At 36.1% G+C, this 22,001-nt stretch carries 23 protein-coding genes and 1 tRNA gene; 9 read left to right on the top strand and 15 right to left on the bottom strand.

The genetic code is table 11. The features are described 5' to 3' along the window. The first annotated feature begins 2 nt into the window (after positions 1-2). Entirely contained in the window at positions 3-1,256 is a 1,254-nt protein-coding gene (gene odhB / locus ISU00_RS03630; protein WP_228852681.1) for a 2-oxoglutarate dehydrogenase complex dihydrolipoyllysine-residue succinyltransferase, read from the top strand. Between the two features lie 318 nt (positions 1,257-1,574). On the opposite strand, the gene ISU00_RS03625 is transcribed toward odhB, so the two are convergent. Together ISU00_RS03625 and ISU00_RS03620 are read right to left on the bottom strand one after the other, a co-directional pair. After that, positions 1,575-2,201 (bottom strand): response regulator transcription factor, encoded by a 627-nt coding sequence (locus ISU00_RS03625; protein ID WP_228852680.1) that lies wholly within the window; start codon positions 2,199-2,201, stop codon positions 1,575-1,577. Between the two features lie 58 nt (positions 2,202-2,259). After that, positions 2,260-2,700 carry a retropepsin-like aspartic protease gene (locus tag ISU00_RS03620; protein WP_228852679.1) on the bottom strand — a complete coding sequence of 147 codons (441 nt, stop codon included), beginning with the start codon at positions 2,698-2,700 and terminating at the stop codon, positions 2,260-2,262. A 45-nt stretch (positions 2,701-2,745) separates the two neighbouring features. On the opposite strand from ISU00_RS03620, the gene ISU00_RS03615 reads away from it, so the two are divergent. From ISU00_RS03615 to ISU00_RS03580, 8 genes are all read left to right on the top strand, one after another. Beyond that, entirely contained in the window at positions 2,746-3,516 is a 771-nt protein-coding gene (locus ISU00_RS03615) for a TatD family hydrolase (protein WP_228852678.1), read from the top strand. A gap of 1 nt (position 3,517) precedes the next feature. Continuing rightward, entirely contained in the window at positions 3,518-4,543 is a 1,026-nt protein-coding gene (locus ISU00_RS03610; protein WP_228852677.1) for an asparaginase, read from the top strand. A gap of 77 nt (positions 4,544-4,620) precedes the next feature. Next, positions 4,621-4,708: transfer RNA gene (locus ISU00_RS03605), tRNA-Ser, on the top strand. A 73-nt stretch (positions 4,709-4,781) separates the two neighbouring features. Beyond that, positions 4,782-5,567, top strand: a complete 786-nt coding sequence (locus tag ISU00_RS03600) for a MotA/TolQ/ExbB proton channel family protein (RefSeq protein ID WP_228852676.1) — start codon at positions 4,782-4,784, stop codon at positions 5,565-5,567. A 95-nt stretch (positions 5,568-5,662) separates the two neighbouring features. Then, positions 5,663-6,043, top strand: coding sequence for a hypothetical protein (locus ISU00_RS03595; RefSeq protein ID WP_228852675.1), 381 nt, complete (start codon positions 5,663-5,665; stop codon positions 6,041-6,043). 2 nt (positions 6,044-6,045) lie between these two features. Then, positions 6,046-6,645: an ExbD/TolR family protein gene (locus tag ISU00_RS03590; RefSeq protein WP_228852674.1), complete on the top strand. Its 600-nt coding sequence runs from the start codon at positions 6,046-6,048 to the stop codon at positions 6,643-6,645. A gap of 14 nt (positions 6,646-6,659) precedes the next feature. Further along, entirely contained in the window at positions 6,660-7,139 is a 480-nt protein-coding gene (locus ISU00_RS03585; RefSeq protein WP_228852673.1) for an ExbD/TolR family protein, read from the top strand. Between the two features lie 161 nt (positions 7,140-7,300). Continuing rightward, on the top strand, positions 7,301-7,927 hold the full coding sequence (locus tag ISU00_RS03580; RefSeq protein WP_228852672.1) for a porin family protein: 627 nt from the start codon (positions 7,301-7,303) through the stop codon (positions 7,925-7,927). On the opposite strand, the gene ISU00_RS03575 is transcribed toward ISU00_RS03580, so the two are convergent. The 13 genes from ISU00_RS03575 to ISU00_RS03515 form a co-directional block, all read right to left on the bottom strand. Continuing rightward, complete coding sequence (locus ISU00_RS03575) at positions 7,922-8,530, bottom strand: hypothetical protein (RefSeq protein ID WP_228852671.1); 609 nt, start codon at positions 8,528-8,530, stop codon at positions 7,922-7,924. The genes ISU00_RS03580 and ISU00_RS03575 overlap by 6 nt on opposite strands. Next, complete coding sequence (gene rpoN / locus ISU00_RS03570) at positions 8,527-9,993, bottom strand: RNA polymerase factor sigma-54 (RefSeq protein WP_228852670.1); 1,467 nt, start codon at positions 9,991-9,993, stop codon at positions 8,527-8,529. The genes ISU00_RS03575 and rpoN overlap by 4 nt, the downstream gene beginning before the upstream one ends. Before the next feature lie 92 nt (positions 9,994-10,085). Continuing rightward, a complete protein-coding gene (asnS, locus tag ISU00_RS03565; protein WP_228852669.1) occupies positions 10,086-11,519 on the bottom strand; it encodes an asparagine--tRNA ligase in 1,434 nt (477 codons plus the stop codon). 42 nt (positions 11,520-11,561) lie between these two features. Then, positions 11,562-13,964, bottom strand: coding sequence for an efflux RND transporter permease subunit (locus ISU00_RS03560; RefSeq protein ID WP_228852668.1), 2,403 nt, complete (start codon positions 13,962-13,964; stop codon positions 11,562-11,564). A 72-nt stretch (positions 13,965-14,036) separates the two neighbouring features. Continuing rightward, positions 14,037-15,308 (bottom strand): hypothetical protein, encoded by a 1,272-nt coding sequence (locus ISU00_RS03555; RefSeq protein ID WP_228852667.1) that lies wholly within the window; start codon positions 15,306-15,308, stop codon positions 14,037-14,039. A gap of 39 nt (positions 15,309-15,347) precedes the next feature. Next, the gene (gene frr, locus ISU00_RS03550; RefSeq protein WP_228852666.1) at positions 15,348-15,902 is read right to left on the bottom strand and encodes a ribosome recycling factor; all 555 of its coding nucleotides are present in this window, start codon (positions 15,900-15,902) and stop codon (positions 15,348-15,350) included. 34 nt (positions 15,903-15,936) lie between these two features. Further along, positions 15,937-16,644: a UMP kinase gene (gene pyrH, locus ISU00_RS03545; RefSeq protein WP_228852665.1), complete on the bottom strand. Its 708-nt coding sequence runs from the start codon at positions 16,642-16,644 to the stop codon at positions 15,937-15,939. Positions 16,645-16,813: 169 nt separating this feature from the next. Then, positions 16,814-17,638, bottom strand: a complete 825-nt coding sequence (tsf, locus tag ISU00_RS03540; RefSeq protein ID WP_228852664.1) for a translation elongation factor Ts — start codon at positions 17,636-17,638, stop codon at positions 16,814-16,816. Positions 17,639-17,728: 90 nt separating this feature from the next. Next, positions 17,729-18,511 carry a 30S ribosomal protein S2 gene (gene rpsB / locus ISU00_RS03535; protein ID WP_228852663.1) on the bottom strand — a complete coding sequence of 261 codons (783 nt, stop codon included), beginning with the start codon at positions 18,509-18,511 and terminating at the stop codon, positions 17,729-17,731. 169 nt (positions 18,512-18,680) lie between these two features. Continuing rightward, positions 18,681-19,067 (bottom strand): 30S ribosomal protein S9, encoded by a 387-nt coding sequence (gene rpsI / locus ISU00_RS03530; RefSeq protein WP_228852662.1) that lies wholly within the window; start codon positions 19,065-19,067, stop codon positions 18,681-18,683. Continuing rightward, entirely contained in the window at positions 19,067-19,522 is a 456-nt protein-coding gene (rplM, locus tag ISU00_RS03525; protein WP_228853710.1) for a 50S ribosomal protein L13, read from the bottom strand. Before rplM ends, rpsI begins: the two co-directional genes overlap by 1 nt. Before the next feature lie 307 nt (positions 19,523-19,829). Then, positions 19,830-20,978: an endo-1,4-beta-xylanase gene (locus tag ISU00_RS03520; protein WP_228852661.1), complete on the bottom strand. Its 1,149-nt coding sequence runs from the start codon at positions 20,976-20,978 to the stop codon at positions 19,830-19,832. 17 nt (positions 20,979-20,995) lie between these two features. Next, complete coding sequence (locus ISU00_RS03515; protein WP_228852660.1) at positions 20,996-21,991, bottom strand: NAD-dependent epimerase/dehydratase family protein; 996 nt, start codon at positions 21,989-21,991, stop codon at positions 20,996-20,998. Positions 21,992-22,001: the final 10 nt, after the last annotated feature.

Raw genomic sequence — 22,001 nt, 5'->3', positions numbered from 1 at the left:
TAATGATTTTAGAAATGAAAGTTCCGTCGCCAGGGGAATCCATTACAGAAGTGGAGATTGCAGCTTGGCTTGTAGAGGACGGGGATTATGTGGAAAAAGATCAAGCCATTGCCGAGGTTGATAGCGATAAAGCTACTTTAGAACTTCCTGCTGAAGCAAGCGGGATAATTACACTTAAAGCAGAAGAAGGTGATGCAGTTGCGGTTGGTGAGGTGGTTTGTCTTATCGACACTAGTGCCAAAGCACCAGAAAGTTCAACCTACGACAAAGGCGATGAAGGCGGAAATGAAAATGCTGAAAAAGACTTAGCCAAGGATCAGAAAGAAACACCAAAAAAGACTGATCATGTTAAAGCAGACAATCCTGATCAGACACAAAAAGCATCTGGAATTGCAAGTCCTGCAGCAAAGAAAATTTTGGCTGAAAAAGACTTAGATCCTGCAACGGTTTTAGGTACTGGCAAAGATGGTAGAATTACCAAAGAAGATGCGGTAGAGGCTAAACCTTCTATGGGTACACCAACAGGTGGCAGCAGAGGAGAATCTAGGTCTAAACTGTCAATGTTGAGGAGAAAGGTTGCAGAGCGTTTGGTTCAGGCCAAAAATGAAACTGCCATGCTAACTACCTTTAATGAGGTGGATATGTCTCCAATTTTTGACATTAGAAATAAATATAAAGAAGACTTTAAAAATAAGCATGGTGTTGGACTTGGTTTTATGAGTTTCTTTACGCTGGCTGTTGTTAGAGCTCTAAAATTATATCCTGCGGTAAATTCGATGATCGATGGTAAGGAAATGATTACCTACGATTATTGTGATATCAGTATTGCGGTCTCTGGACCAAAAGGATTGATGGTGCCGGTAATTAGAAATGCCGAGAACCTTACATTTAGAGGTGTTGAGGCTGAAGTTAAGCGTTTGGCCCTTAGGGCCAGGGATGGGCAGATTACTGTTGATGAAATGACTGGTGGTACATTTACGATTTCCAATGGAGGTGTTTTTGGCAGTATGTTATCCACACCAATTATAAATCCTCCTCAGAGCGGTATTTTGGGTATGCACAATATTGTGGAAAGACCAGTTGCTGTTAATGGGAAAGTAGAGATTAGACCGATAATGTACGTTGCCCTTTCCTATGATCATAGAATTATTGATGGAAAGGAAAGTGTTGGATTCCTTGTTGCTGTGAAAGAAGCGCTTGAAAATCCTGAAGAATTGTTAATGGATAACAATTTGAAAAAAGCTTTAGAGTTATAAATTCTAATTTTGATAAATTTAAAAGGGCGCCAAAAGCGCCCTTTTCCTTTAACTAATAATAACTAATTGAAATTTACAAGGATATTTACTAGGATTACCAGGACAACCGTTATAATGAGGCTGATTATAAGAACGTGCCTGGTAATCTTGAATTTCTTTTCAAAATTGCCCATATGTAGATTTGGTTACAGCCCTTAAAAAGAAAACTCCGAATTACGAGAATCCGGAGCCTTCTAAATTCTCCCTAAGAACTAATTAATAGCTTTATAAAGGTCCTAAATAAAAGTATACTTGTCAATACGTAACATTACGTATTTTTTATAGGATGTGTTTTTGGTTTTCCTTAACCCAAATAAGTAAACTATTTTGGATAGGTTCTAGATCAAGTTTTTTGATGATATTGCTCTTATGTTTCTCCACAGTACGATTGGATATAAACATACTTTCCCCAATTTCCTTAGCAGTCTTATTTAGGGCAATATGTTTTAATACCTCAATTTCAGTTGGAGTTAATTCATCTAGATGTTCAGGTTTATGTTCTGTTTTTAGGTAGTTTATCAATTCTGGGCTGAAATAGGGTTTCCCCTTTTCAACTGAAGAGATGCAATTTTGAAGTTCTTCCAGAGCAAATTCTTTTAAAACATACCCATAGATTGAAAGTTCCTTACATTTATAGTATAGATCGATATCTTTCTCGAGCGTTATAATAATAATTTTGGAAGGCAGATTTTCTTTCCTGCAGATTTCCACAACCTCTATTCCAGTTAAATAGGGCATTTGGATATCTAAAATGGCGATATCTGGTTTCTCCTTTCTAATCAAGTCAATTGCCTCCCTGCCGTTAACCGCCATGCCTGTAACATGGTATCCGTTTTCAACAAGAAAATCGTTGAGGCCCTTCAAAATAATAGGATGATCATCAGCGATGATTATGGTGCTATTCATAAAAGTTTAGATGCGGAGAATAGCATAAATTTAAACAAAAAAATAAGAAAGGGAAAACTTACATTTTTAAGTAGAGGTATTTTTTGTTATAATCGATAATGGCTTTAGAATTTTTAAGTACATCCGCTCCGATTATTCCGTCTACTGGTTTGGCATTGTGATTTATCAGGGCTGTATTCACGTGCGATAGATTAAATAAAATTAAGGCTAACTTATTGTACTTCCACTTTCCTATTTTTAAGGAATTCTTATCAGAAACTTGGGTTAACATATCAATAGCACCTGCGCCGGCGGCCTTTATTTCAGAATCTTTTGCAGTTAATTTAAACAGTTTTGTGGATTCAAAATCTACACAACTATTTGATGCTCCTGTGTCTAGAATAAACCTCCCTTTAACACCGTTTATTTTTGCAATTATTTCAAAATGATTGGTTTTTGTGAGGTGCATCTTAACCCTTACATAGCCTTTTTCAGAGAGAAATTGGTTGAGGTTTGTCATAGTAACTTTTTACAAATATAGTTCTTAAAAGCCTATTTTTGCCTTATGATTATAACGGACACCCATACTCATTTATATAGCGAACAGTTTGATGAAGATAGGTCTGAAATGATAAACCGGGCCATAAAAAATGGAGTAGATAGGTTTTTCATTCCAGCCATAGATTCTACCTACACAAATGCGATGCTAGACTTGAAAAATGACTTTCCCAGGCATGTGTATTTAATGACAGGTTTGCATCCGACCCATGTAAAACCTGAAAACTGGCAGAACGAATTGAAACATGTTGAGGATCTACTGTCTAAGCATAAGTATTTCGCAATAGGGGAGACTGGAATTGATTTGTATTGGGATGAGTCAACCTTAGATATACAAATAAAGGCCTTTGAGTACCAGATTAACTTAGCTAAAGAACATAAGTTGCCTATAGTAATTCATTGTCGGAAAGCCTTCGATGAAATTTTTCAAGTATTGCATAAGAATCAGGACGATGATTTATTTGGAATATTCCACTGTTTTACAGGGACCTTTGAGCAAGCAAAAGACGCCATAGATTTAAATATGAAATTGGGAATAGGAGGTGTCGTCACATTTAAAAATGGAAAAATAGACCAATTTTTAGAGGAGATAGATTTAAAACATATTGTCCTTGAGACAGATTCGCCTTATTTGGCACCTGTGCCATATAGAGGAAAACGTAATGAAAGTGTATATATATTAAATGTCTTAGAAAAAGTATCTCAAATCTATGGTAAAAGCACCGAGGAAATTGCCGAGATAACTACAGAAAATTCTAAAAAGATTTTTGGAATATAAAATGACTAAACCTAAAATTATATTATTATATACCGGTGGTACCATTGGTATGATGAAAGATCCGACAACAGGTAGTCTCAAAGCGTTTGAATTTGACCTGCTGTTAGAGAGGATTCCAGAACTTCAACTAATTCATTGTGAAATTGAGGCAATTTCACTTCCGAAGCCCTTAGATTCTAGTAATATGAATCCGAAGATTTGGGCGTCAATTGTAGAAATAATTGAAAATAACTATGATACTTGTGATGGGTTTGTCATTCTTCATGGAAGCGATACCATGAGTTACACTGCCTCTGCTTTAAGTTTTTTATTGGAAGGTTTAACAAAGCCTGTTATATTAACAGGTTCGCAATTACCGATTGGTGATTTAAGAACGGATGCCAAGGAAAATCTTATCACTACCATAGAAATTGCTTCGCTGCAGCAAAATGGGCTGCCACTTATACAAGAGGTAGGTCTTTATTTTGAATATAAACTCTACCGTGGAAATAGAACTACCAAAATTAGCGCAGAGCATTTTCAAGCGTTTGCTTCACCCAATTATCCAGAATTGGTGACTTCAGGAGTTCATTTAACCATTAGCGAAGAGTTTCTCTTTAAACCAAACCTGAGAAGTAAGTTGGTTTTTCATAAGGAGATGGATACTAATGTTGCAATAATTAAATTATTCCCAGGTATTTCAAGAGATTTTCTAGATTGTATAACAAACACAAAAACTTTAAGGGGAATTGTATTGGAAACCTTTGGTTCAGGTAATGCCTCAACTGATGATTGGTTTATTGATTGGTTAAAATTGACAATTGAAAAAGGAATTATCGTTGTCAATGTTACACAATGTGCAGGGGGAAGCGTGAAAATGGGTCAGTATGAGACAAGTACAAAACTTAAAAAGGTTGGTGTTATCTCAGGACATGACATTACAACGGAAGCGGCAATAACAAAACTAATGTATCTTCTGGGTCAAAAAGTATCACTTAAAGTGTTCAAAACAATTTATGAAACTTCTTTAAGAGGTGAAATGGCCTAAAATTAACTCATAAAATTTCAGGCTTTAAAGAATTTTTTGTTATTTGGGCGTCCCTTTTTAGGACTCAAAATCTAAACAGAGAGGTGGCCGAGTGGTCGAAGGCGCACGCCTGGAAAGTGTGTATACGTCACAAGCGTATCGAGGGTTCGAATCCCTTCCTCTCTGCTGTTTTTTTGTTTTAAAATTGCATTTTTTTTATATCTTTAACACTTTAACTAATAAAATTAAGAAACGTACAATGAAACGATTATTTTCTATTCTAGCCATCGCGGGTATTATGGCTTTCGGAACTGTGAATGCTAAGATTTATGCAACAACCACAACCGCTACAGTTGCTACTATAGCCCAAGATGAGGAGCCAGAAGCTGCCGCAGCCGAAGAATCATTAGGATTTCACCAAGAATTAAAGAAAAGGTTTATCGAAGGTGGTCCTGGATTTATGGGGATTGTACTTCTGTGTTTAATCCTTGGTCTTGCCATCGCGATTGAAAGAATAATATATCTTAATTTATCTACTACTAACACTAAAAAATTAATCCGTAATGTAGAAGATGCTTTAGAGTCTGGTGGAATCGAAGCTGCTAAAGAAGTAGCTAGAAACACTAGAGGCCCTGTTGCATCTATTTACTATCAAGGATTAGATAGGGCTGATGAAGATCTTGATGCGGCTGAAAAAGCAGTTGTTGCTTATGGTGCCGTTCAAATGGGACAATTAGAGAAAAACGTGTCTTGGATTTCATTATTTATCGCACTTGCACCAATGCTTGGGTTCATGGGAACGGTAATTGGTATGATTCAAGCTTTCGATAAAATTGAAGCTGCGGGTGATATGCAACCTTCACTTGTTGCAGGTGGTATTAAAGTAGCACTTTTAACAACAGTATTTGGTCTTATTGTGGCTATTATTCTTCAAATATTTTACAACTACATTATCGCTAAAATTGACAGCATTGTTAATGACATGGAAGATGCTTCTATTGTGTTAATGGATATGTTAGTAAGATACAAGAGAAGAACTCTTTAATAATAACCCACAATACTTAAACAATTATGAATTTACATAAAATAATAAAGATAGTTGCAGCACTACTTGGTCTTGCAGGTATTATCTTCCTGATTATGATTATCGCTACAGGAGATGATGCTATTAAGGCTGCTGCACTAGAAGGTGATACGAGTGCCGTAGATCCTATAGCACTTACAGCTTACGTTATACTAGGCTTAGTGTTGGTATTTGTGGTGTTCTTTGTTCTGCAAAATTTAATTACACATCCTCATACTCTAAAAACTACCTTAATAGGTGCTGGAGCATTTTTCGCAGTGCTTCTTATTGCCTATATGGTATCAGGAGGTGATACACACGCATACTATTATAATAACATACAAGCAACTGATGGCGAATCACATATGGTTGGAGCAGGTTTAATTGCATTTTACATTCTTATTGTAGTTGCTGCTCTAGCGATGTTACTTTCAGGTGCTAAAAAAATGATTAAATAATTATGGCAAAACGTTCAGCACCAGAAGTTAATGCGGGATCGATGGCTGACATCGCATTCTTACTTCTTATATTCTTTCTGGTGACAACGACTATTGAGACCGATACTGGTCTTAACAGGAAATTGCCACCAATTGAAGAGAATGATGAGGATGTTATCATTAAAGAGAAAAACATCTTTACCGTTCTAATAAATAACAGAGATCAATTATTGGTTGAGGATGAATTGATGGATATTAAAAACCTGAGAGCCGCCGCTGTTAAATTTTTAGATAACGGTGGAGGTACAGGTGATGATGCCTGTGATTATTGTAAGGGTGCCAAAGATCCAGCCTCCTCTGATAATCCAGACAAGGCGATTATTTCCTTAAAGAATGAGCGCGAGACTTCTTATGCAACTTATATTTCTGTACAGAATGAGTTAGTTGCGGCTTATAACGAATTAAGAAACCGGAGAGCTCAAGAATTATATGGGAAAACTTTCGCTGAGATGGAAGCTAATTACGATGACGTAAACTGGGTAGGAAACAAAGAGCGTTTGAAAGAGCGCATTGAGAAAATTAAAATAGAATACCCACAGAAGTTATCTGAAGTTCAAAATTAAAATCGATATCAATTATGTCTAAATTCAAGAAGAAAAAATCAGGAGATTTACCGGCTATTTCAACGGCTTCTTTACCAGATATCGTTTTTATGCTTTTATTCTTCTTTATGGTTGCAACGGTAATGCGTGAAAATACGCTGATGATTAAGAACGAATTGCCAAGCGCTACTGAAGTTGAAAAATTAGAGAAAAAAGATTTGGTTAGCTATATCTATATAGGTAAACCAAGTGACAGATATCAAAGTAAATATGGAACAGAGGCTCGTGTCCAGTTAAATGATAAGTTTGCAGATGTAAGCGAGGTTCAGGCTTTCATTGCTCAGGAGAGAGCTGCCATGCGTGAGGAGTTAATACCATTTTTAACCGTTGCGCTGAAAGTTGATAAAGAATCTAATATGGGAATCGTTGGAGACGTAAAACAAGAATTACGAAAAGCCAATGCCTTAAAAATTAATTATACAACAAGGCAAGGTGATATTTCCAACAACCAATAATATATTTTATTAGTTATACCTTTAAAAGCATCCTGATTTATTCAGGATGCTTTTGTTTTGGTTCGTATCTTAATACAATGCTTAAACATCTCTTTTTTTGTATGTTGTTATGTGTGACATTCAATTCACTGGGTCAGAATAATAGGCCTAAGGAATCTGAGGTGGATACATTAGTAGTTGATCCATTATATAGAGAGGATCAATTCTACGCTTCCTTAACTTACAATTTGCTTATCAACAGACCAGAATTCGTTTCCCAAAATGGGTTTTCAGGAGGTCTTCATTTCGGTTTTATCAGAGATATGCCAGTTAATGAAAGACGAAACCTTGCCTTAGGTATTGGTCTAGGGATGTCTATTAATTCCTACAATCAAAATATATCCATCTTCAATGATAACGATGAAATATTCTACGGTATACTGGATGGAGAAAATTTCGACTATACCACCAATCGATTTACGAATTATTTGATTGAGGTTCCCATAGAATTTAGATGGCGGACTTCAACCATGTATACTTACGATTTTTGGAGAATATATACTGGAATCAAATTTGGGTATGTTTTTTATAACGTTTATAAATTTAGAAGTGATATCGGCGATTTTACCCTTAAAAATAATCCTGACACCTCCAAATTTCAGTATGGGCTAACTTTGAGCGTCGGTTATTCTACCATTAATTTTAATTTCTATTATGGATTGAATACGCTTTTTTCAGATGTTGACTTCGGAGATGGAAATCTTGATGTTACCACCCTTAAATTTGGGTTGATGTTCTATATTTTATAGCCAATACTTAATAAGGATTAATTGAGGGATTAATCCAATTGCAGCGCCTACAATTAATTCGGCCATATTATGGGCTTTCATATGTAACCTAGATGTGGCTACTCCACCAATTAATATCAACATTAAGCAAACAGTAAGTAAGATGTTTATCTGAAAGTGTATTGCAAGAACAATCATAAACATGAATAACCCGCAAGTTCCTATCATATGTATACTAGCTTTGAAGCGGAATAAAACTAAGGTTAAGCAGCTTAGATTAGAGGTTAATATTCCGAGGAAAAAATAATACAATTCTGGAATTTCCTCCTCAGGCAACACCCTGAACAAAATCAACAATAAAATGAAGGAATTAAGTATTAAAGGGATAATTCGTTCCTTGGTAGTGGATAAGTAATGGTCTGTTACCCTATGGAAAGTTTTTAGCAGAAAATACAACAATATTGGTAGGATTATTGTCAGAATTCCTAGGGATATCAATTTTGCCAATATTATTTCGGAAGGTATAAACCGTGGGGTTTTGGAAAAATAAAAAACCACCCCCAAGAAGGGCATTATTAAGGGATGCAGTATAAAAGAGATGCTTCTAAGGATATGATTGATCATATCTTTTTACGTAGGCGTGCAACAGGAATATCTAACTGCTCCCTGTATTTGGCAACGGTTCTTCTCGCTATAGGATAACCTTTATCCTTTAAAATCTTCGCTAACTTTTCGTCCGTTAGTGGTTTTCTTTTGTCTTCCTCTTCAATAACTGTTTCCAGTATTTTCTTAATCTCTCGTGTTGAAACTTCTTCACCTTGGTCATTAGTCATAGATTCAGAAAAGAATTCCTTAACGAGCTTGGTGCCATAAGGTGTATCAACATATTTACTATTGGCCACACGTGAAACCGTCGACACGTCCATTTCTATTTCGTCGGCGATATCTTTTAAAATCATTGGCCTTAGGTTTCGCTCATCACCAGTAAGGAAATATTCCTTTTGGTAATTCATAATTGCGCTCATTGTTATAAACAGAGTTTGCTGTCGCTGTTTAATTGCCTCAATAAACCATTTAGCAGCATCTAATTTTTGCTTTATGAAAAGTACAGCGTCCTTTTGGGATTTCGATTTGTCCTTTGAGCTTTTATAGCCTTTAAGCATATCAGAATACTCTCTTGAAACATGCAGTTCAGGAGCATTTCTTCCATTTAAGGTAAGTTCCAATTCCCCATCTACAATGCGAATTGCGAAATCTGGGACAACATGTTCAACCATTCTGGTATTCCCAGAATACGATCCACCAGGTTTTGGGTTCAACCTCTCAATCTCTTGTATTGCATCTCTCAGTTGAACCTCAGTGATATCAAATTTTTGAAGCAATTTTTTGTAATGCTTTTTGGTGAATTGCTCGAAGGCGTTTTCTATTATATCAATTGCAAGTTCAATATCGGCATTCTTTTCTTTTCTATGCAATTGAATAGCCAGACATTCTTGGAGATTTCTTGCCCCAACACCTGCAGGATCTAATTGATGGACTTTATTAAGTACTTTTTTTACAGTATCTAAATCTGTGTAAATATTTTGGGTGAAAGCCAGATCATCAACAATATCCGCCAAGTTTCTTCGGATATACCCACTTTCATCTACACTACCTACCAAAAATTCGGCAATATCCATTTCTTCGTCAGATAGACGAAAGGTTCGTAATTGGTTTGTTAAATGCTGTGTAAACGAAGTACCAGCAGCATAGGGGACATTTTTTTCTTCATCATCGCTGCTATAATTGTTAGCTTGGGTACGGTATTCAGGGATGTCATCGTCGCTTAAATAGTCATCAACATTTATATCATCCGCTTCAATAGTTTCATTATCATTAAAATCATCTTCGGAGGAGCCCAAATCGTCATATTGATCATCGTAATCCTCAGGAGTCTCTTTGCCCCCTTCAAGTGCGGGATTTTCTTCTAATTCTTGTTTTAACCGTTGTTCAAAAGCCTGTGTAGGCAATTGAATCAACTTCATCAATTGTATCTGTTGTGGAGATAATTTTTGCGATAATTTCAGCTGTAAATGCTGCTTCAGCATAGGTTCTTCTTTGGTACTAATTTAACAAAAAACAATCTACAAAGATTTAGTATTGTAGATTGTTTCAAATATGTTAATTAAGTGCTTTTTGCCTAAAATTCTGCATTCTGAGGCGTTCTAGGAAATGGTATTACATCCCTAATGTTACCCATTCCTGTGGTAAACATTACCAAACGTTCAAATCCTAAACCAAAGCCTGAATGTACGGCGGTTCCGTATTTTCTTAAATCTAAATACCACCACAATTCTTTCTTGTCTATATCTAGGTCTCCCATTTTAGATTTTAGAACTTCAAGGCGTTCTTCTCTTTGTGATCCTCCAACGATTTCACCTATACCAGGGAAAAGGATATCCATTGCCCTTACGGTCTTGCCATCCTCGTTTAATCGCATATAGAATGCTTTTATTTTGGCAGGATAATCAAATAGAATTACAGGGCATTTAAAGTGTTTTTCAACCAAAAAGCGTTCATGTTCACTTTGAAGATCGGCACCCCATTCTTCAATAAGGTATTGGAACTTTTTCTTTTTATTTGGTTTTGAATTACGTAGGATATCGATAGCTTCTGTATAGCTAACTCTTTTGAATTGATTCTCAACGACGAAATGCAATTTTTCCATAAGACTCATTTCGCTTCGTTGGTCTGCGGGTTTCGTTTTTTCTTCGTCTTTTAATCGCTGATCTAAAAATTGAAGATCCGTTTGATTATGTTGCAATATGTAATTGATAACATATTTCAGGAATGATTCTGCCAGGTCCATGTTGCCATCCAAATCCAAAAATGCAACTTCCGGTTCAATCATCCAGAATTCAGCTAAGTGTCTTGAAGTATTGCTGTTCTCTGCTCTAAAGGTAGGGCCGAAGGTGTATACTTTTCCTAGGGACATGGCATAAGTCTCTGCTTCCAACTGTCCAGAAACTGTTAGGTTGGCTTCTTTGCCAAAGAAGTCTTTGGTATAATCCACTTTTCCTTCATCATTTTTTGGAGGATTAGAATCGCTTAAAGTGGTAACCCTAAACATTTCACCTGCGCCTTCCGCATCAGAACCAGTTATAATGGGGGTATGCATGTAATAGAATCCATTTTCATTAAAATATTTATGGATTGCAAAGGATAGGGAGGAACGTAAACGCATTATAGCGCTAAAGGTATTGGTACGTGTCCTTAGATGTGCATTTTCCCTAAGGAATTCGAAAGAGTGTTTCTTTGGTTGAATTGGAAATGTCTCGGGATCTGATTCACCAAGGACGATTAATTTTTTCACGATAATTTCAACGTCCTGTCCCTTGCCCTGACTTTCAACCAATTCTCCCGTTATATGTAAGGCAGCACCAGTGGTAATACGTTTTAAAACCTCTTTATCGGTATTTTCAAAATCAACAACGCACTGAATATTATTTAGGGTAGACCCATCATTTAAGGCTATAAATCTGTTGGCCCTAAAGGTTCTAACCCATCCCTTTACTTCAATATCGTGTAATGTGTTTCGTTTTTGCAATAACTCCAATACAGAATGTAATGCCATTTTCAATTTTTTAAGAATTCAAAAATAATAGATTAATTAATGTTATTTAAAAAGCTCTTCTTCATCATCTTCATCATTCGGTATAATGTCTAGAGAAGGTTCCTTAAGAGTTTCTTTATTGGCAATCATCCGTTCTAGTGATAGCAGTAAAGAAGGTAATAAAAGCAGGTTAGACAACATTGCAAACAAAAGTGTAATTGATACTAAAGCGCCCAATGCCACAGTGCCTCCAAAACTAGAAATCGTAAACACGGAGAACCCAAAAAATAATACTATTGATGTATAGAACATACTAACACCAGTTTCCCTAAGTGCAGCAAATACAGATTTCCTAATTTTCCAATGATTTGCTTGCAACTCCTGCCTATATTTTGCTAAAAAGTGTATAGTGTCATCTACACTTATACCAAAGGCAATACTAAATACTAAAATAGTAGAAGGTTTTATAGGTACTCCAACAAAACCCATAAGTCCAGCAGTTATGAGAAGTGGAAGTAAGTTTGGAATAAGTGATACAATGATCATCCTAAAACTTCTAAACATAAAAGCCATGAAAATGGAGATGAGGAAAATTGCTAAAGACAAGGAAATAACCAAATTCTTAACTAAGTATTTTGTTCCTTTTTGAAAAACCAATGCCTTTCCTGTCATTGAAATTGTATATTGTTCTTCTGGAAAAAGTTTCTTGGCACTTTTATTTAAGTCCTCCTCAATTCGTTCCATTCTTCCAGTACCGATATCTTTCATGAAGGTTGTAATCCTTGCAAACTGACCGGTACTATCCACAAAACTTTTTAGCATGCTCACTTCAGAATTGGAATTCTTTACATAAGACATGATAAAACTATTTTCTTGACTACTAGGAAGTTGATAGTATTTTGGGTTGCCGTTATAATAGGCCTGCTTGGCATATTTAACCAAGCTAACTACAGAAATTGGCCTAGATAGTTCAGGATGTTCTTCAATAGCTTCCTCAAATTCATCCATACGTTTAAGGGTGCTGGATCTCATAACACCTTTTTTTCGCTTGGTGTCAACAATGAATTCCAAGGGCATGACCCCATCAAATTCATTTTCAAAAAAGACTATGTCTTCAAAGAATTCCGTATCCTTTGGCATATCCTCGATTAAACTACCTGAAATCTTCATTTGGTAGATGCCAATGATACTCAATGCTAGCGTAACAATAGAGACCGCATAAATGGCAATGCGATATTCCCTTACCATTTTTTCCATCCAATTGACAAAACCTCCTATCCATTGTCGATTAAGATGTTCTAGATGCCGTTCTTTAGGATGTGGTAAAAAAGTGTAAACAGTTGGAATAATTAACAAACAAAGGAGAAAAATTGCCAAAATACTTAAGGAAGCGACAACACCAAACTCCTTCAATAAAGAACTTTCGGTTAAAATAAAAGTTGCAAAACCTGAGGCGGTTGTTACATTTGTCATTAGGGTGGCGTTGCCAACCTTGGTAATTACTCTTTGAAGCGATTTAACCTTATTGCCATGTTTCTTTACCTCATGTTGGTATTTGTTTATTAAGAAAATGCAATTAGGTATTCCTATAACTATAATTAAAGGGGGTATTAATGCGGTTAGAACGGTTATTTCATACTTCAGCAATCCCAAGATACCAAAGGTCCACATTACCCCTATGGAAACAACAATTAAAGAAATTAAAGTGGCCCTAATTGATCTAAAAAAGAAAAAGAAGATAAGGGAAGTAACCAATAACGCCGCACCAATAAACCATCCAATCTCGTCTATAATAACCTGCGAATTCAATGTGCGGATATAAGGCATTCCAGAAACTCTGACATCCATCCCTGTTTTTAGTTCAGTTTCTGAAACCAATGGAATTAAATCGTCCACAATAAAATCCCTTCGAACAGCGCTATTTACAATATCTTGATGTAAATAAACAATGGTTCTAATTGTTTGATTTTCAGAATTGAACAGGAAATTCTCGTAGAAAGGATATTTGCTTAAAAGGTCATTTTTTAAAGAATCAATAGCGGTTTGCGAACCTATAGAGTCCTTTACTAATGGTTTTAATACAAATTTATTTTGTGCAGTATCTTTAACTAATTGTTGTAAGTCATTTATGGAAAGTACAGTTTCAACCGCATCAAACTTCTTTAATTTATCTGCGAGAGAATGCCACTCATTCCAGTTTTCTGGAGTGAATAACAAACTGTCTTTTACACCTAGAACTATAAGGTTTCCTTCTTCACCAAAAAGATTAAGAAATTCATTATACTCTACATTAATTGGGTGGTCATCAGGAAGTAGGTTGGCTTCAGTATAGGTGAAACGCATATATTTCCATTGGTAGCTCAGAAAAATGGTTGCCAAAATAATGGTAACCAAAATCCCAATTTTGTTCCGTAGAATTTTGCGGGCAACGACTTCCCAAAAGCCGGTAGTTAACAGTTTAAGCATTGGTATCTAAAAAGATGTGCAAAGGTATGAAAAGAAGAAGAATAAGACTTATAATACCAATGTTAGTTTATTCTATATCTTCATGTTAAATGTGAACTTAAACGCGAAGTTTTGCTCGAAATTAGGTAAATGATAGGCACCATATCTATAAGCGGCGGCTAGTCCGAAACCAAACAGTATTTTATTCATTTCAAATCCTGCTTCAGAATACCCCTTTTTGAAGGTTGAAAAATTGATAAGTTGATGTTTTTCGATGTCAGACATTTCTCCAATTGCCATTCTACTGATCAACACTAATTGGGGCTTAAATTTTTTCCCCCAATTAAATGGTTTGAGAAAATGTTTAATTTGAAGTGAGGCATATCTATCCACGAAGAATTCATTGAAATACATTGTTTCGAAACTATTGATGCCTGCTACCGAAAAGCGTTGCATTATTTCGGGTTTATTCAAATTATTTGGATAGGCATGGTAAAGATGAGTAATCGGTACATCTCCAAACGCTATGCCTGTCTTTGTGAGAATTTCTGTAGTGCTTTCGTTATTGTAATTAAATTGATGTGCAAACCTTGTATCTATTTTAAAAAAATCGAAATCACCATCCAATATATCTGTAAAACTTTTTGTTAATTGAAGGGATATTACAGGAAATCCTTGCTCGATTTTAACCGCTCCATTATGTTGATCTATAACTTTGCCGTTTGCTGGAGTCCATTGCATGGCTAGCTTGGCTAAACTTAGATGAAATCGATCATATTCAAAACCGTCATTTACATAGATGTAATCGTAAGTGGGCCAAATTTTGTTTGCTGAAACATCTAAAACACCTAATAATTTTTCTGAGAAGACATGTTCCAGACTAACAGATTTGGTAATGTGGTGGTGAAATCTGTCTATATTAAAAAGCCTAGGTTGGAACACACGGAAAGTCCTTTTGTCCGTTAAATAGGGAGAACTTGCTGTTTCGGTTAAATCATCCGTATAAGCCAAACTTAGCCAAGTATCAGTTGGCTGATTTAACAAAATGCCTCCTGTTATGTTGTATTTCCATCGGTGGTCACCAAAACCATAAACAACATAATTACTTATTCTAAATAGTTTTGAAAAATCTTCAGTTGTAACGCCACCCACCCCAGTTCTTACATGTTCGTACCGGTTATATTTGAAAAGATACCTTAAATCGAACTTGAAATATTTGGTGGGGAAATACCCGTCAGGTATATTTTTTAAAAATTTTGGTTTGGTGGTATTTTCTGATCCTTCGCTTTGGGGATTACCTTCATTTTGTGAAAACGAAAAGGATACAATGAAAACAAGACAGATTTTAAGTAGGTGTCTTTTCATAAGGTGATTGAGGACAAAAAAAGCGACTAATGCCGCTTGTTAAACTGTCATGATTTCTTTTTCCTTAACCTCTAGAAGTTCATCCACTTTCATTACGTAAGAATCTGTCATTTCTTGTACATCGATCTCAGCATTCTTCAAAAGGTCCTCAGAAATATCCAATTTCTTAAGATCGTTATTGGCTTCTTTACGAGCATTCCTAATTCCGACTTTTGCATCTTCAGCTTCTGCTTTAGCCTGTTTGGCCAAATTCTTTCGGCGCTCTTCTGTTAACGGCGGCACATTAATAATTACCATTTCACCATTGTTCATAGGATTGAATCCTAGGTTGGCCATCATTATTCCTCTTTCAATTTCACCTATCATTTGTTTTTCCCAAGGCTGCACAGTAATCGTACGACCATCTGGGGTATTAACATTGGCAACCTGATTAAGAGGAGTTTGATTGCCGTAATATTCTACGAACACACTGCCAAGCATTGCCGGGCTTGCCTTACCAGCGCGAATATTTACAAACTGTTTTTCAAGATGTTTGATGGCACTGTCCATCGCTTCTTGTGTAGTATCTAAAATAAAATCGACTTCCTCGTTCATTGGTAATTAAAAATTCCTAATTAGACTTTAAAATCTATAAATTAACTTTTGTTCCTACTTTCTCGCCAGAAACCACTTTAAAAAGGTTTCCCCTTTTATTCATATCAAATACAATAATAGGTAATTGGTTTTCTTGGCTTAAGGTGAAGGCGGTGGTATCCATTACCTTCAAGCCCTTTCTCAATACATCATCAAAACTGATGTGATCGAATTTAATTGCCATACGGTCTTTTTCAGGATCGGTATTGTAAATGCCATCCACTCTAGTACCTTTTAGAATAACATCAGCTTCCATTTCGATGGCTCGTAAAACTGCAGCCGAATCAGTGGTAAAATAAGGATTTCCGGTTCCGCCACCAAAAATAACAACTCGGCCTTTTTCTAGATGCCTTAATGCCTTTCTCCTAATAAAAGGTTCCGCCACCTCATTTATTTGTATTGCAGATTGTAGTCGGGTTGGTACGCCGGCGTCTTCAAGCGCGCTTTGTAAAGCTAGGCCATTGATAATGGTGGCAAGCATACCCATATGGTCACCTTGCACCCTATCCATTCCGTTACTTGCTCCTGCAACCCCTCTAAAGATATTGCCACCGCCAATTACTATGGCTACTTCTACGCCAGCTTCTGTAATTGCTTTAATTTCTTTGGCATATTCTGATAATCTTTGGGGATCTATTCCGTATTGTCGATTTCCCATTAAAGCTTCACCTGAGAGCTTTAGTAAGATTCTGTTATATTTCATGAATTGACATCCTTTGTAGCTGTAATCGGTAATCGTTACAACGGTTTAGCAAAACTACATATTTTTTTAATGAGAAATTCAGAATTCCTATTTTCAAAATTATCTCATATGCATAATTATAAACAAAAAATCCCGCATTTGCGGGATTTTAATATTAGTTGAAATAGGATTAACCTAAAGTAACGCGTCTAAATGCAGTTACTTTAACATCATTTCCTAATGACTTTACATATTGGGCAACACTTTGTTTGCTGTCTTTTATGAAATCTTGGTTAACTAAAGTGTTATCCTTAAAGAAACGCTTCAATTTTCCTTTTGCAATATTGTCTAACATTGCTTCTGGTTTTCCTTCGCCACGTAATTGTTCTTTTGCAATTTCAATTTCTTTTTCGATCGTTGCAGCGTCTACTCCGTCTTCATCTAAAGCGATTGGGCTCATAGCAGCAGCCTGCATAGCAACATCCTTTGCAACAACGTCAGCGCCATCTGCGCAAGAAGAAAGACCTACTAAAGTGGCAATTTTATTACCCGCATGGATATAAGAACCTACGTAAGGAGCTTCAATTTTTTCAAACGCGTTAATATCGATTTTTTCACCGATTACACCTGTTTGCTCAATAAGTTTTTCGGAAACTGATATGCCATCAAAATCAGCAGCTAACAATTCTTCTTTAGTGGAACATTCTAAGGCTAACTCTGCCAATTTGTGGGCCAAATCAACAAAACTATCGTTTTTACCAACGAAATCTGTTTCACATCCCAATACGATGGCAACACCTTTAGTGTTGTCATTGCTAACTTTTGCAATTGCAGCACCCTCGGTTGATTCACGATCAGCACGCTTTGCAGCAACTTTTTGTCCTTTTTTTCTAAGGATTTCAATAGCTTTTTCAAAATCTCCTTCAGCTTCAACAAGGGCATTTTTGCAATCCATCATGCCTGCACCTGTTGCTTGTCTCAATTTATTAACATCTGAAGCGGTTATCTTAGTCATAATTTTAATTATTTAAATTGAAATGGTCGCTTAATTAGTCTCTATATAGAAAAGAATTAAACGACCTTTTATGTTTTGAATATGTATGGTTTATTCCTCTTCTTCAGAAACTGCAACTGCTTTTGCTGCTTTTTTCTTAACAGGGGAAGCAGATTTAGACTTAGCAGGCTTATCTGCTTTATCTGATTTGCGTTCAGCTAATCCTTCTGCAACAGCAGAAGTAACTAAAGAAAGGACTTTTTCTATTGATTTAGAAGCATCATCGTTTGATGGAATTACGTAATCAACCTGACGTGGGTCTGAGTTAGTATCTACCATCGCGAAGATTGGAATGTTTAATTTTTGTGCTTCTTTAATAGCAATGTGCTCACGCTTGATGTCTACCACAAACAATGCTCCTGGCAAACGAGTCATGTCACTAATAGAACCTAAGTTCTTTTCAAGTTTTGCACGTAGTCGATCTACTTGCAAACGTTCTTTTTTAGATAGTGTTTCGAAAGTACCATCTTTCTTCATTCTATCGATAGAAGCCATTTTTTTAACGGCTTTTCTAATAGTAATGAAATTGGTAAGCATACCACCTGGCCATCTTTCAGTAATGTAAGGCATGTTAACCGCGCCAGCTTTTTCAGCAACGATATCTTTTGCCTGTTTTTTAGTTGCTACAAATAAGATTTTCTTTCCAGAAGCGGCAATTTTATGAAGAGCTTTTGCGCTTTCTTCAATTTTAGCTGCAGTCTTGTAAAGATTGATAATATGGATGCCGTTACGCTCCATATAAATGTAAGGTGCCATATTGGGGTCCCATTTTCTGGTTAAATGCCCAAAATGCACTCCTGCATCTAATAAGTCTTTAACTACAATATTTTCCATTTTTGTAATAGTTTACGTTCTGTTGAATTAGCAATGATTAAGTGGCGATTATTCGGCCTTAACCATTTAGATGCTAAACTAAATCCCGGACGAAGCCGTGGACAACAAATACTTGGTTAATTTTTTTTGAATCTGCCTCGTGCAGATCCACATAATACTTTGAAAAATATTAACGTTTAGAGAACTGGAATTTCTTACGCGCTTTTTTCTGACCGAATTTCTTGCGCTCAACCATTCTTGGGTCTCTAGTTAATAATCCTTCAGGCTTTAAAATACCTCTGTTTTCTGCGTCTAGTTCGCACATAGCGCGAGAAAGTGCTAAACGAACAGCTTCAGCTTGACCAGTGGCGCCACCTCCAAATACGTTAACTGTAATGTCGAAGTTTCCTTCGTTTTCAGTCATTGTAAGAGGTTGGTTCACTTTGTACTGAAGAGTTGGGGTAGGGAAATATTCTTTTAAGTCTCTTTTGTTAACTGTAATAGAACCTTTTCCTGGAGCAACATAAACACGAGCAACAGCAGTTTTTCTTCGGCCGATTTTGTGAATTACTTCCATTAGTTGAATTCGTTAAGATTAATGGTTTTTGGTTGTTGAGCTGAATGGGGGTGCTCAGAACCTACATAAACATTTAAATTACGGAATAAGTCTGCGCCTAACTTATTTTTAGGCAACATCCCTTTCACGGATTTTTCTACCAACGTTGCAGGATTTTTATCAAACAATTCTGTGGCAGTAAGGCTTCTTTGTCCGCCAGGATAACCTGTGTGACGGATGTAAGTCTTATCGTTCCACTTTTTGCCTGAAAGTCCAATCTTCTCTGCGTTAATAACAATTACGTTATCGCCGCAATCAACGTGTGGTGTAAAGTTGGTCTTGTGCTTACCTCTAAGGAGTTTTGCTACTTTAGAAGCCAAGCGACCAAGATTCTGACCTTCAGCATCCACCAATACCCATTCTTTATTGACGGTAGATTTATTGGCTGAAATAGTCTTGTAGCTTAATGTATCCACACTATTTAAATTTACAAGTCCGCTCGATGCGGACGGATTAAACATTCCTCTCCAAAAAAGAGTTTGCAAATTTACGATTAATTATGTGATTACCAAACAGTCTAAAGTGAATTTTTATAAGGACTTAAAAAAACCACTATTTTGCCTCTAATCAATTGTTATTTCTGTTGTTCCTAATTTTTAAAGTTACCTCTCCATGGTCGTCATTTTTAATTTTGGTTTTAGGTCAAATTAAAACATTTTTCAAGATGAGTTGGTCGTCTTTAAAATTTCATTTTGAAATAGTAAAAACTGAAATTGGAACTAATTAAAAATTATTTGGGATATTCAATATAGCCTGCAATGCTGGTTTAGGATTTTTATTTCTGTCGTAAAGTAATGGGTAATTAGTGCGATTGTTTATTGGGTAATCATTTTTCCAGGTCATCCCATCATGAAGCCCCCATAAAGTAACACGGTCTATTTTATCTTTTTTTCGATAGAAAATTTCGAAAAGTTCAGCGTAACGATCAGCTAATGCATGTTGCATTTCTTCGGGTAAGCCATTTCGATAGGGGTCTAGGAATTCCTTAAACTCTTCTAATTCGTATTGGGGATGTAATAATCCAGTTCCGATGATTTGCCCCTCTTTGGTAAGAGGTAAAACATCCACATCAAGTTCTGTAATCATTACTTTTACACCGAGTGAAGCAAAGGAATCGATGGCTGCTTCGATGTATTCTGTTTTTGGATAATTTAATCCCCAATGTCCTTGAATGCCTATTCCATCAATCCGGATGCCCTCATTTTGAAGCATCCTAACCATTCGCATAATCCCATCTCGTTTGGCAGGTCTCCATGCATTGAAATCATTATAATATAATTCTGTATCAGGGGCATATTTACTTGCATGTTTAAATGCGAGTTTTACCAACTCATCGCCATCTCCTATACTATTTACCCAAGTAGTAGGTCTGTAAGACCCATCATTGTCTATAACTTCATTAACAACGTCCCATGCATGAACTTTTCCTGAATATCTGCCAGCAACCATTTCTATGTGCGAACGCAAACGTTCTGCTTGGGCTTCCGTAGTATTTGGGTTGCCGAGATCATCTTTAAAGAACCAGTCTGGGGTTTGGTTATGCCAAATTAAAGTGTGTCCTATAATAAACATATTGTTTGCTTGTCCGAAAGCGACAAAGTCGTCAGCCGGTTCAAAATTGTAGATTCCTGGCTCTGGATTAATAGGGCCGGCTTTCATGCAATTTTCTGGTGTAATTGTATTGAATTGGGAAATTATAATGTCTTTGGATTTTTGATCTGCTCCTGAAACTATATCTTCATTTATAGCACTACCCATTTTAAATGCATTTCTATATGCATCTTTGAGATTGATTCCAGAGAGTTCAGGTTTCTTGTTATTGGGTTTGCACGAGACTAAAAACAGAATACCAATGACAATGTAGAATCTCATAGTTATTTTAATGTTGGTTATCTTATAAGTGGATCAATTGAATAATCATTAATAATGTTATCCATTTTTCTATCTAATTCCAAATCAAATCTTTCGGGCATAGTAAAGTTTTCATACCATGAAACTATCTCCTTTACTCCTTCACCAAACTGTATTTTAGCATTGAATTCCGGTACCAACGATTTAATTTTTGAATTGTCAAAAATCATACTGTGCATTTTATCTCCCAAAAGTCCATCTCCTAAATCCTTGTCATATTTAGCAATAATATTTGAGGGCACATAAAAAAAATTGGCATCAACATTTAATTCTTTAGCAAATAACTTATAGATTTGATTCCAAGTCAACCACTCATCTGAAGTAATATGGAAATCATTATTTATTGCCTCAGACTTTCCAAATAGGCCTAAAAAACCCACAGCAAAATCCTTATGATGTGTTAGTGTCCAAATTGATGTTCCATCTCCAGGAACTATAACAAGTCTTCCTTGTTTTAATCTTTGAAGGCTTGTATATCCACCAATAAGTGGAATGGTAGTTTTGTCATATGTATGGGAGGGACGAACAATGGTGTACGGAAATCCATTTCTATCATAAGCATCTCTAAGTATTACCTCGCAATCAATTTTATCTCTGGAATATTGCCAATAAGGGTTATCCAAAACAGTATTTTCAGTAACCGGCAGTTTTTCTGGTGGTGTTTGGTAGGCTGATGCAGAACTGATAAATACAAATTGACCTGTCTTTCCTGAAAATAGAGCGATGCTATTTTTAATGTGTTCTTTTTTAAATGAAATAAAATCCACTACCACATCAAAATGATGGCTTTCAAGTTCTTTTTTGGTGTTTTCTAAATCACGGATATTGGCTGCAATATGTTTTACCCCCTCAATTGGTCTTAGGCTAGAAGTTTGTCCGCGGTTGAGATGGTATAAATCCATTCCCCGAGAAATTGCCAATTGAGAACAAGCAGAGCTAATAATTCCGGTGCCACCAATAAAGAGTACTTTCATAACATTTTGT

The organism is Aegicerativicinus sediminis, from assembly GCF_015476115.1.
Classification (GTDB): Bacteria; Bacteroidota; Bacteroidia; order Flavobacteriales; family Flavobacteriaceae; genus Aegicerativicinus; species Aegicerativicinus sediminis.
This window is presented reverse-complemented; position numbering and strand designations above follow the sequence as displayed.

Bases quoted from the DNA above. Each gene is read 5' to 3' on its own strand.
- tsf (WP_228852664.1), bottom strand. From the start codon at position 17,638: ATGACTAAGATAACCGCTTCAGATGTTAATAAATTGAGACAAGCAACA.
- rpoN (WP_228852670.1), bottom strand. From the start codon at position 9,993: ATGCTGAAGCAGCATTTACAGCTGAAATTATCGCAAAAATTATCTCCA.
- ISU00_RS03575 (WP_228852671.1), bottom strand. From the start codon at position 8,530: ATGATCAATCATATCCTTAGAAGCATCTCTTTTATACTGCATCCCTTA.
- ISU00_RS03615 (WP_228852678.1), top strand. From the start codon at position 2,746: ATGATTATAACGGACACCCATACTCATTTATATAGCGAACAGTTTGAT.
- rpsI (WP_228852662.1), bottom strand. From the start codon at position 19,067: ATGGAAGTAATTCACAAAATCGGCCGAAGAAAAACTGCTGTTGCTCGT.
- ISU00_RS03555 (WP_228852667.1), bottom strand. From the start codon at position 15,308: ATGAAAAGACACCTACTTAAAATCTGTCTTGTTTTCATTGTATCCTTT.
- ISU00_RS03520 (WP_228852661.1), bottom strand. From the start codon at position 20,978: ATGAGATTCTACATTGTCATTGGTATTCTGTTTTTAGTCTCGTGCAAA.
- ISU00_RS03590 (WP_228852674.1), top strand. From the start codon at position 6,046: ATGGCAAAACGTTCAGCACCAGAAGTTAATGCGGGATCGATGGCTGAC.
- ISU00_RS03600 (WP_228852676.1), top strand. From the start codon at position 4,782: ATGAAACGATTATTTTCTATTCTAGCCATCGCGGGTATTATGGCTTTC.
- pyrH (WP_228852665.1), bottom strand. From the start codon at position 16,644: ATGAAATATAACAGAATCTTACTAAAGCTCTCAGGTGAAGCTTTAATG.
- rpsB (WP_228852663.1), bottom strand. From the start codon at position 18,511: ATGGAAAATATTGTAGTTAAAGACTTATTAGATGCAGGAGTGCATTTT.
- ISU00_RS03625 (WP_228852680.1), bottom strand. From the start codon at position 2,201: ATGAATAGCACCATAATCATCGCTGATGATCATCCTATTATTTTGAAG.
- odhB (WP_228852681.1), top strand. From the start codon at position 3: ATGATTTTAGAAATGAAAGTTCCGTCGCCAGGGGAATCCATTACAGAA.
- ISU00_RS03610 (WP_228852677.1), top strand. From the start codon at position 3,518: ATGACTAAACCTAAAATTATATTATTATATACCGGTGGTACCATTGGT.
- ISU00_RS03620 (WP_228852679.1), bottom strand. From the start codon at position 2,700: ATGACAAACCTCAACCAATTTCTCTCTGAAAAAGGCTATGTAAGGGTT.
- ISU00_RS03595 (WP_228852675.1), top strand. From the start codon at position 5,663: ATGATTATCGCTACAGGAGATGATGCTATTAAGGCTGCTGCACTAGAA.
- frr (WP_228852666.1), bottom strand. From the start codon at position 15,902: ATGAACGAGGAAGTCGATTTTATTTTAGATACTACACAAGAAGCGATG.
- ISU00_RS03515 (WP_228852660.1), bottom strand. From the start codon at position 21,991: ATGAAAGTACTCTTTATTGGTGGCACCGGAATTATTAGCTCTGCTTGT.
- asnS (WP_228852669.1), bottom strand. From the start codon at position 11,519: ATGGCATTACATTCTGTATTGGAGTTATTGCAAAAACGAAACACATTA.
- ISU00_RS03560 (WP_228852668.1), bottom strand. From the start codon at position 13,964: ATGCTTAAACTGTTAACTACCGGCTTTTGGGAAGTCGTTGCCCGCAAA.
- ISU00_RS03585 (WP_228852673.1), top strand. From the start codon at position 6,660: ATGTCTAAATTCAAGAAGAAAAAATCAGGAGATTTACCGGCTATTTCA.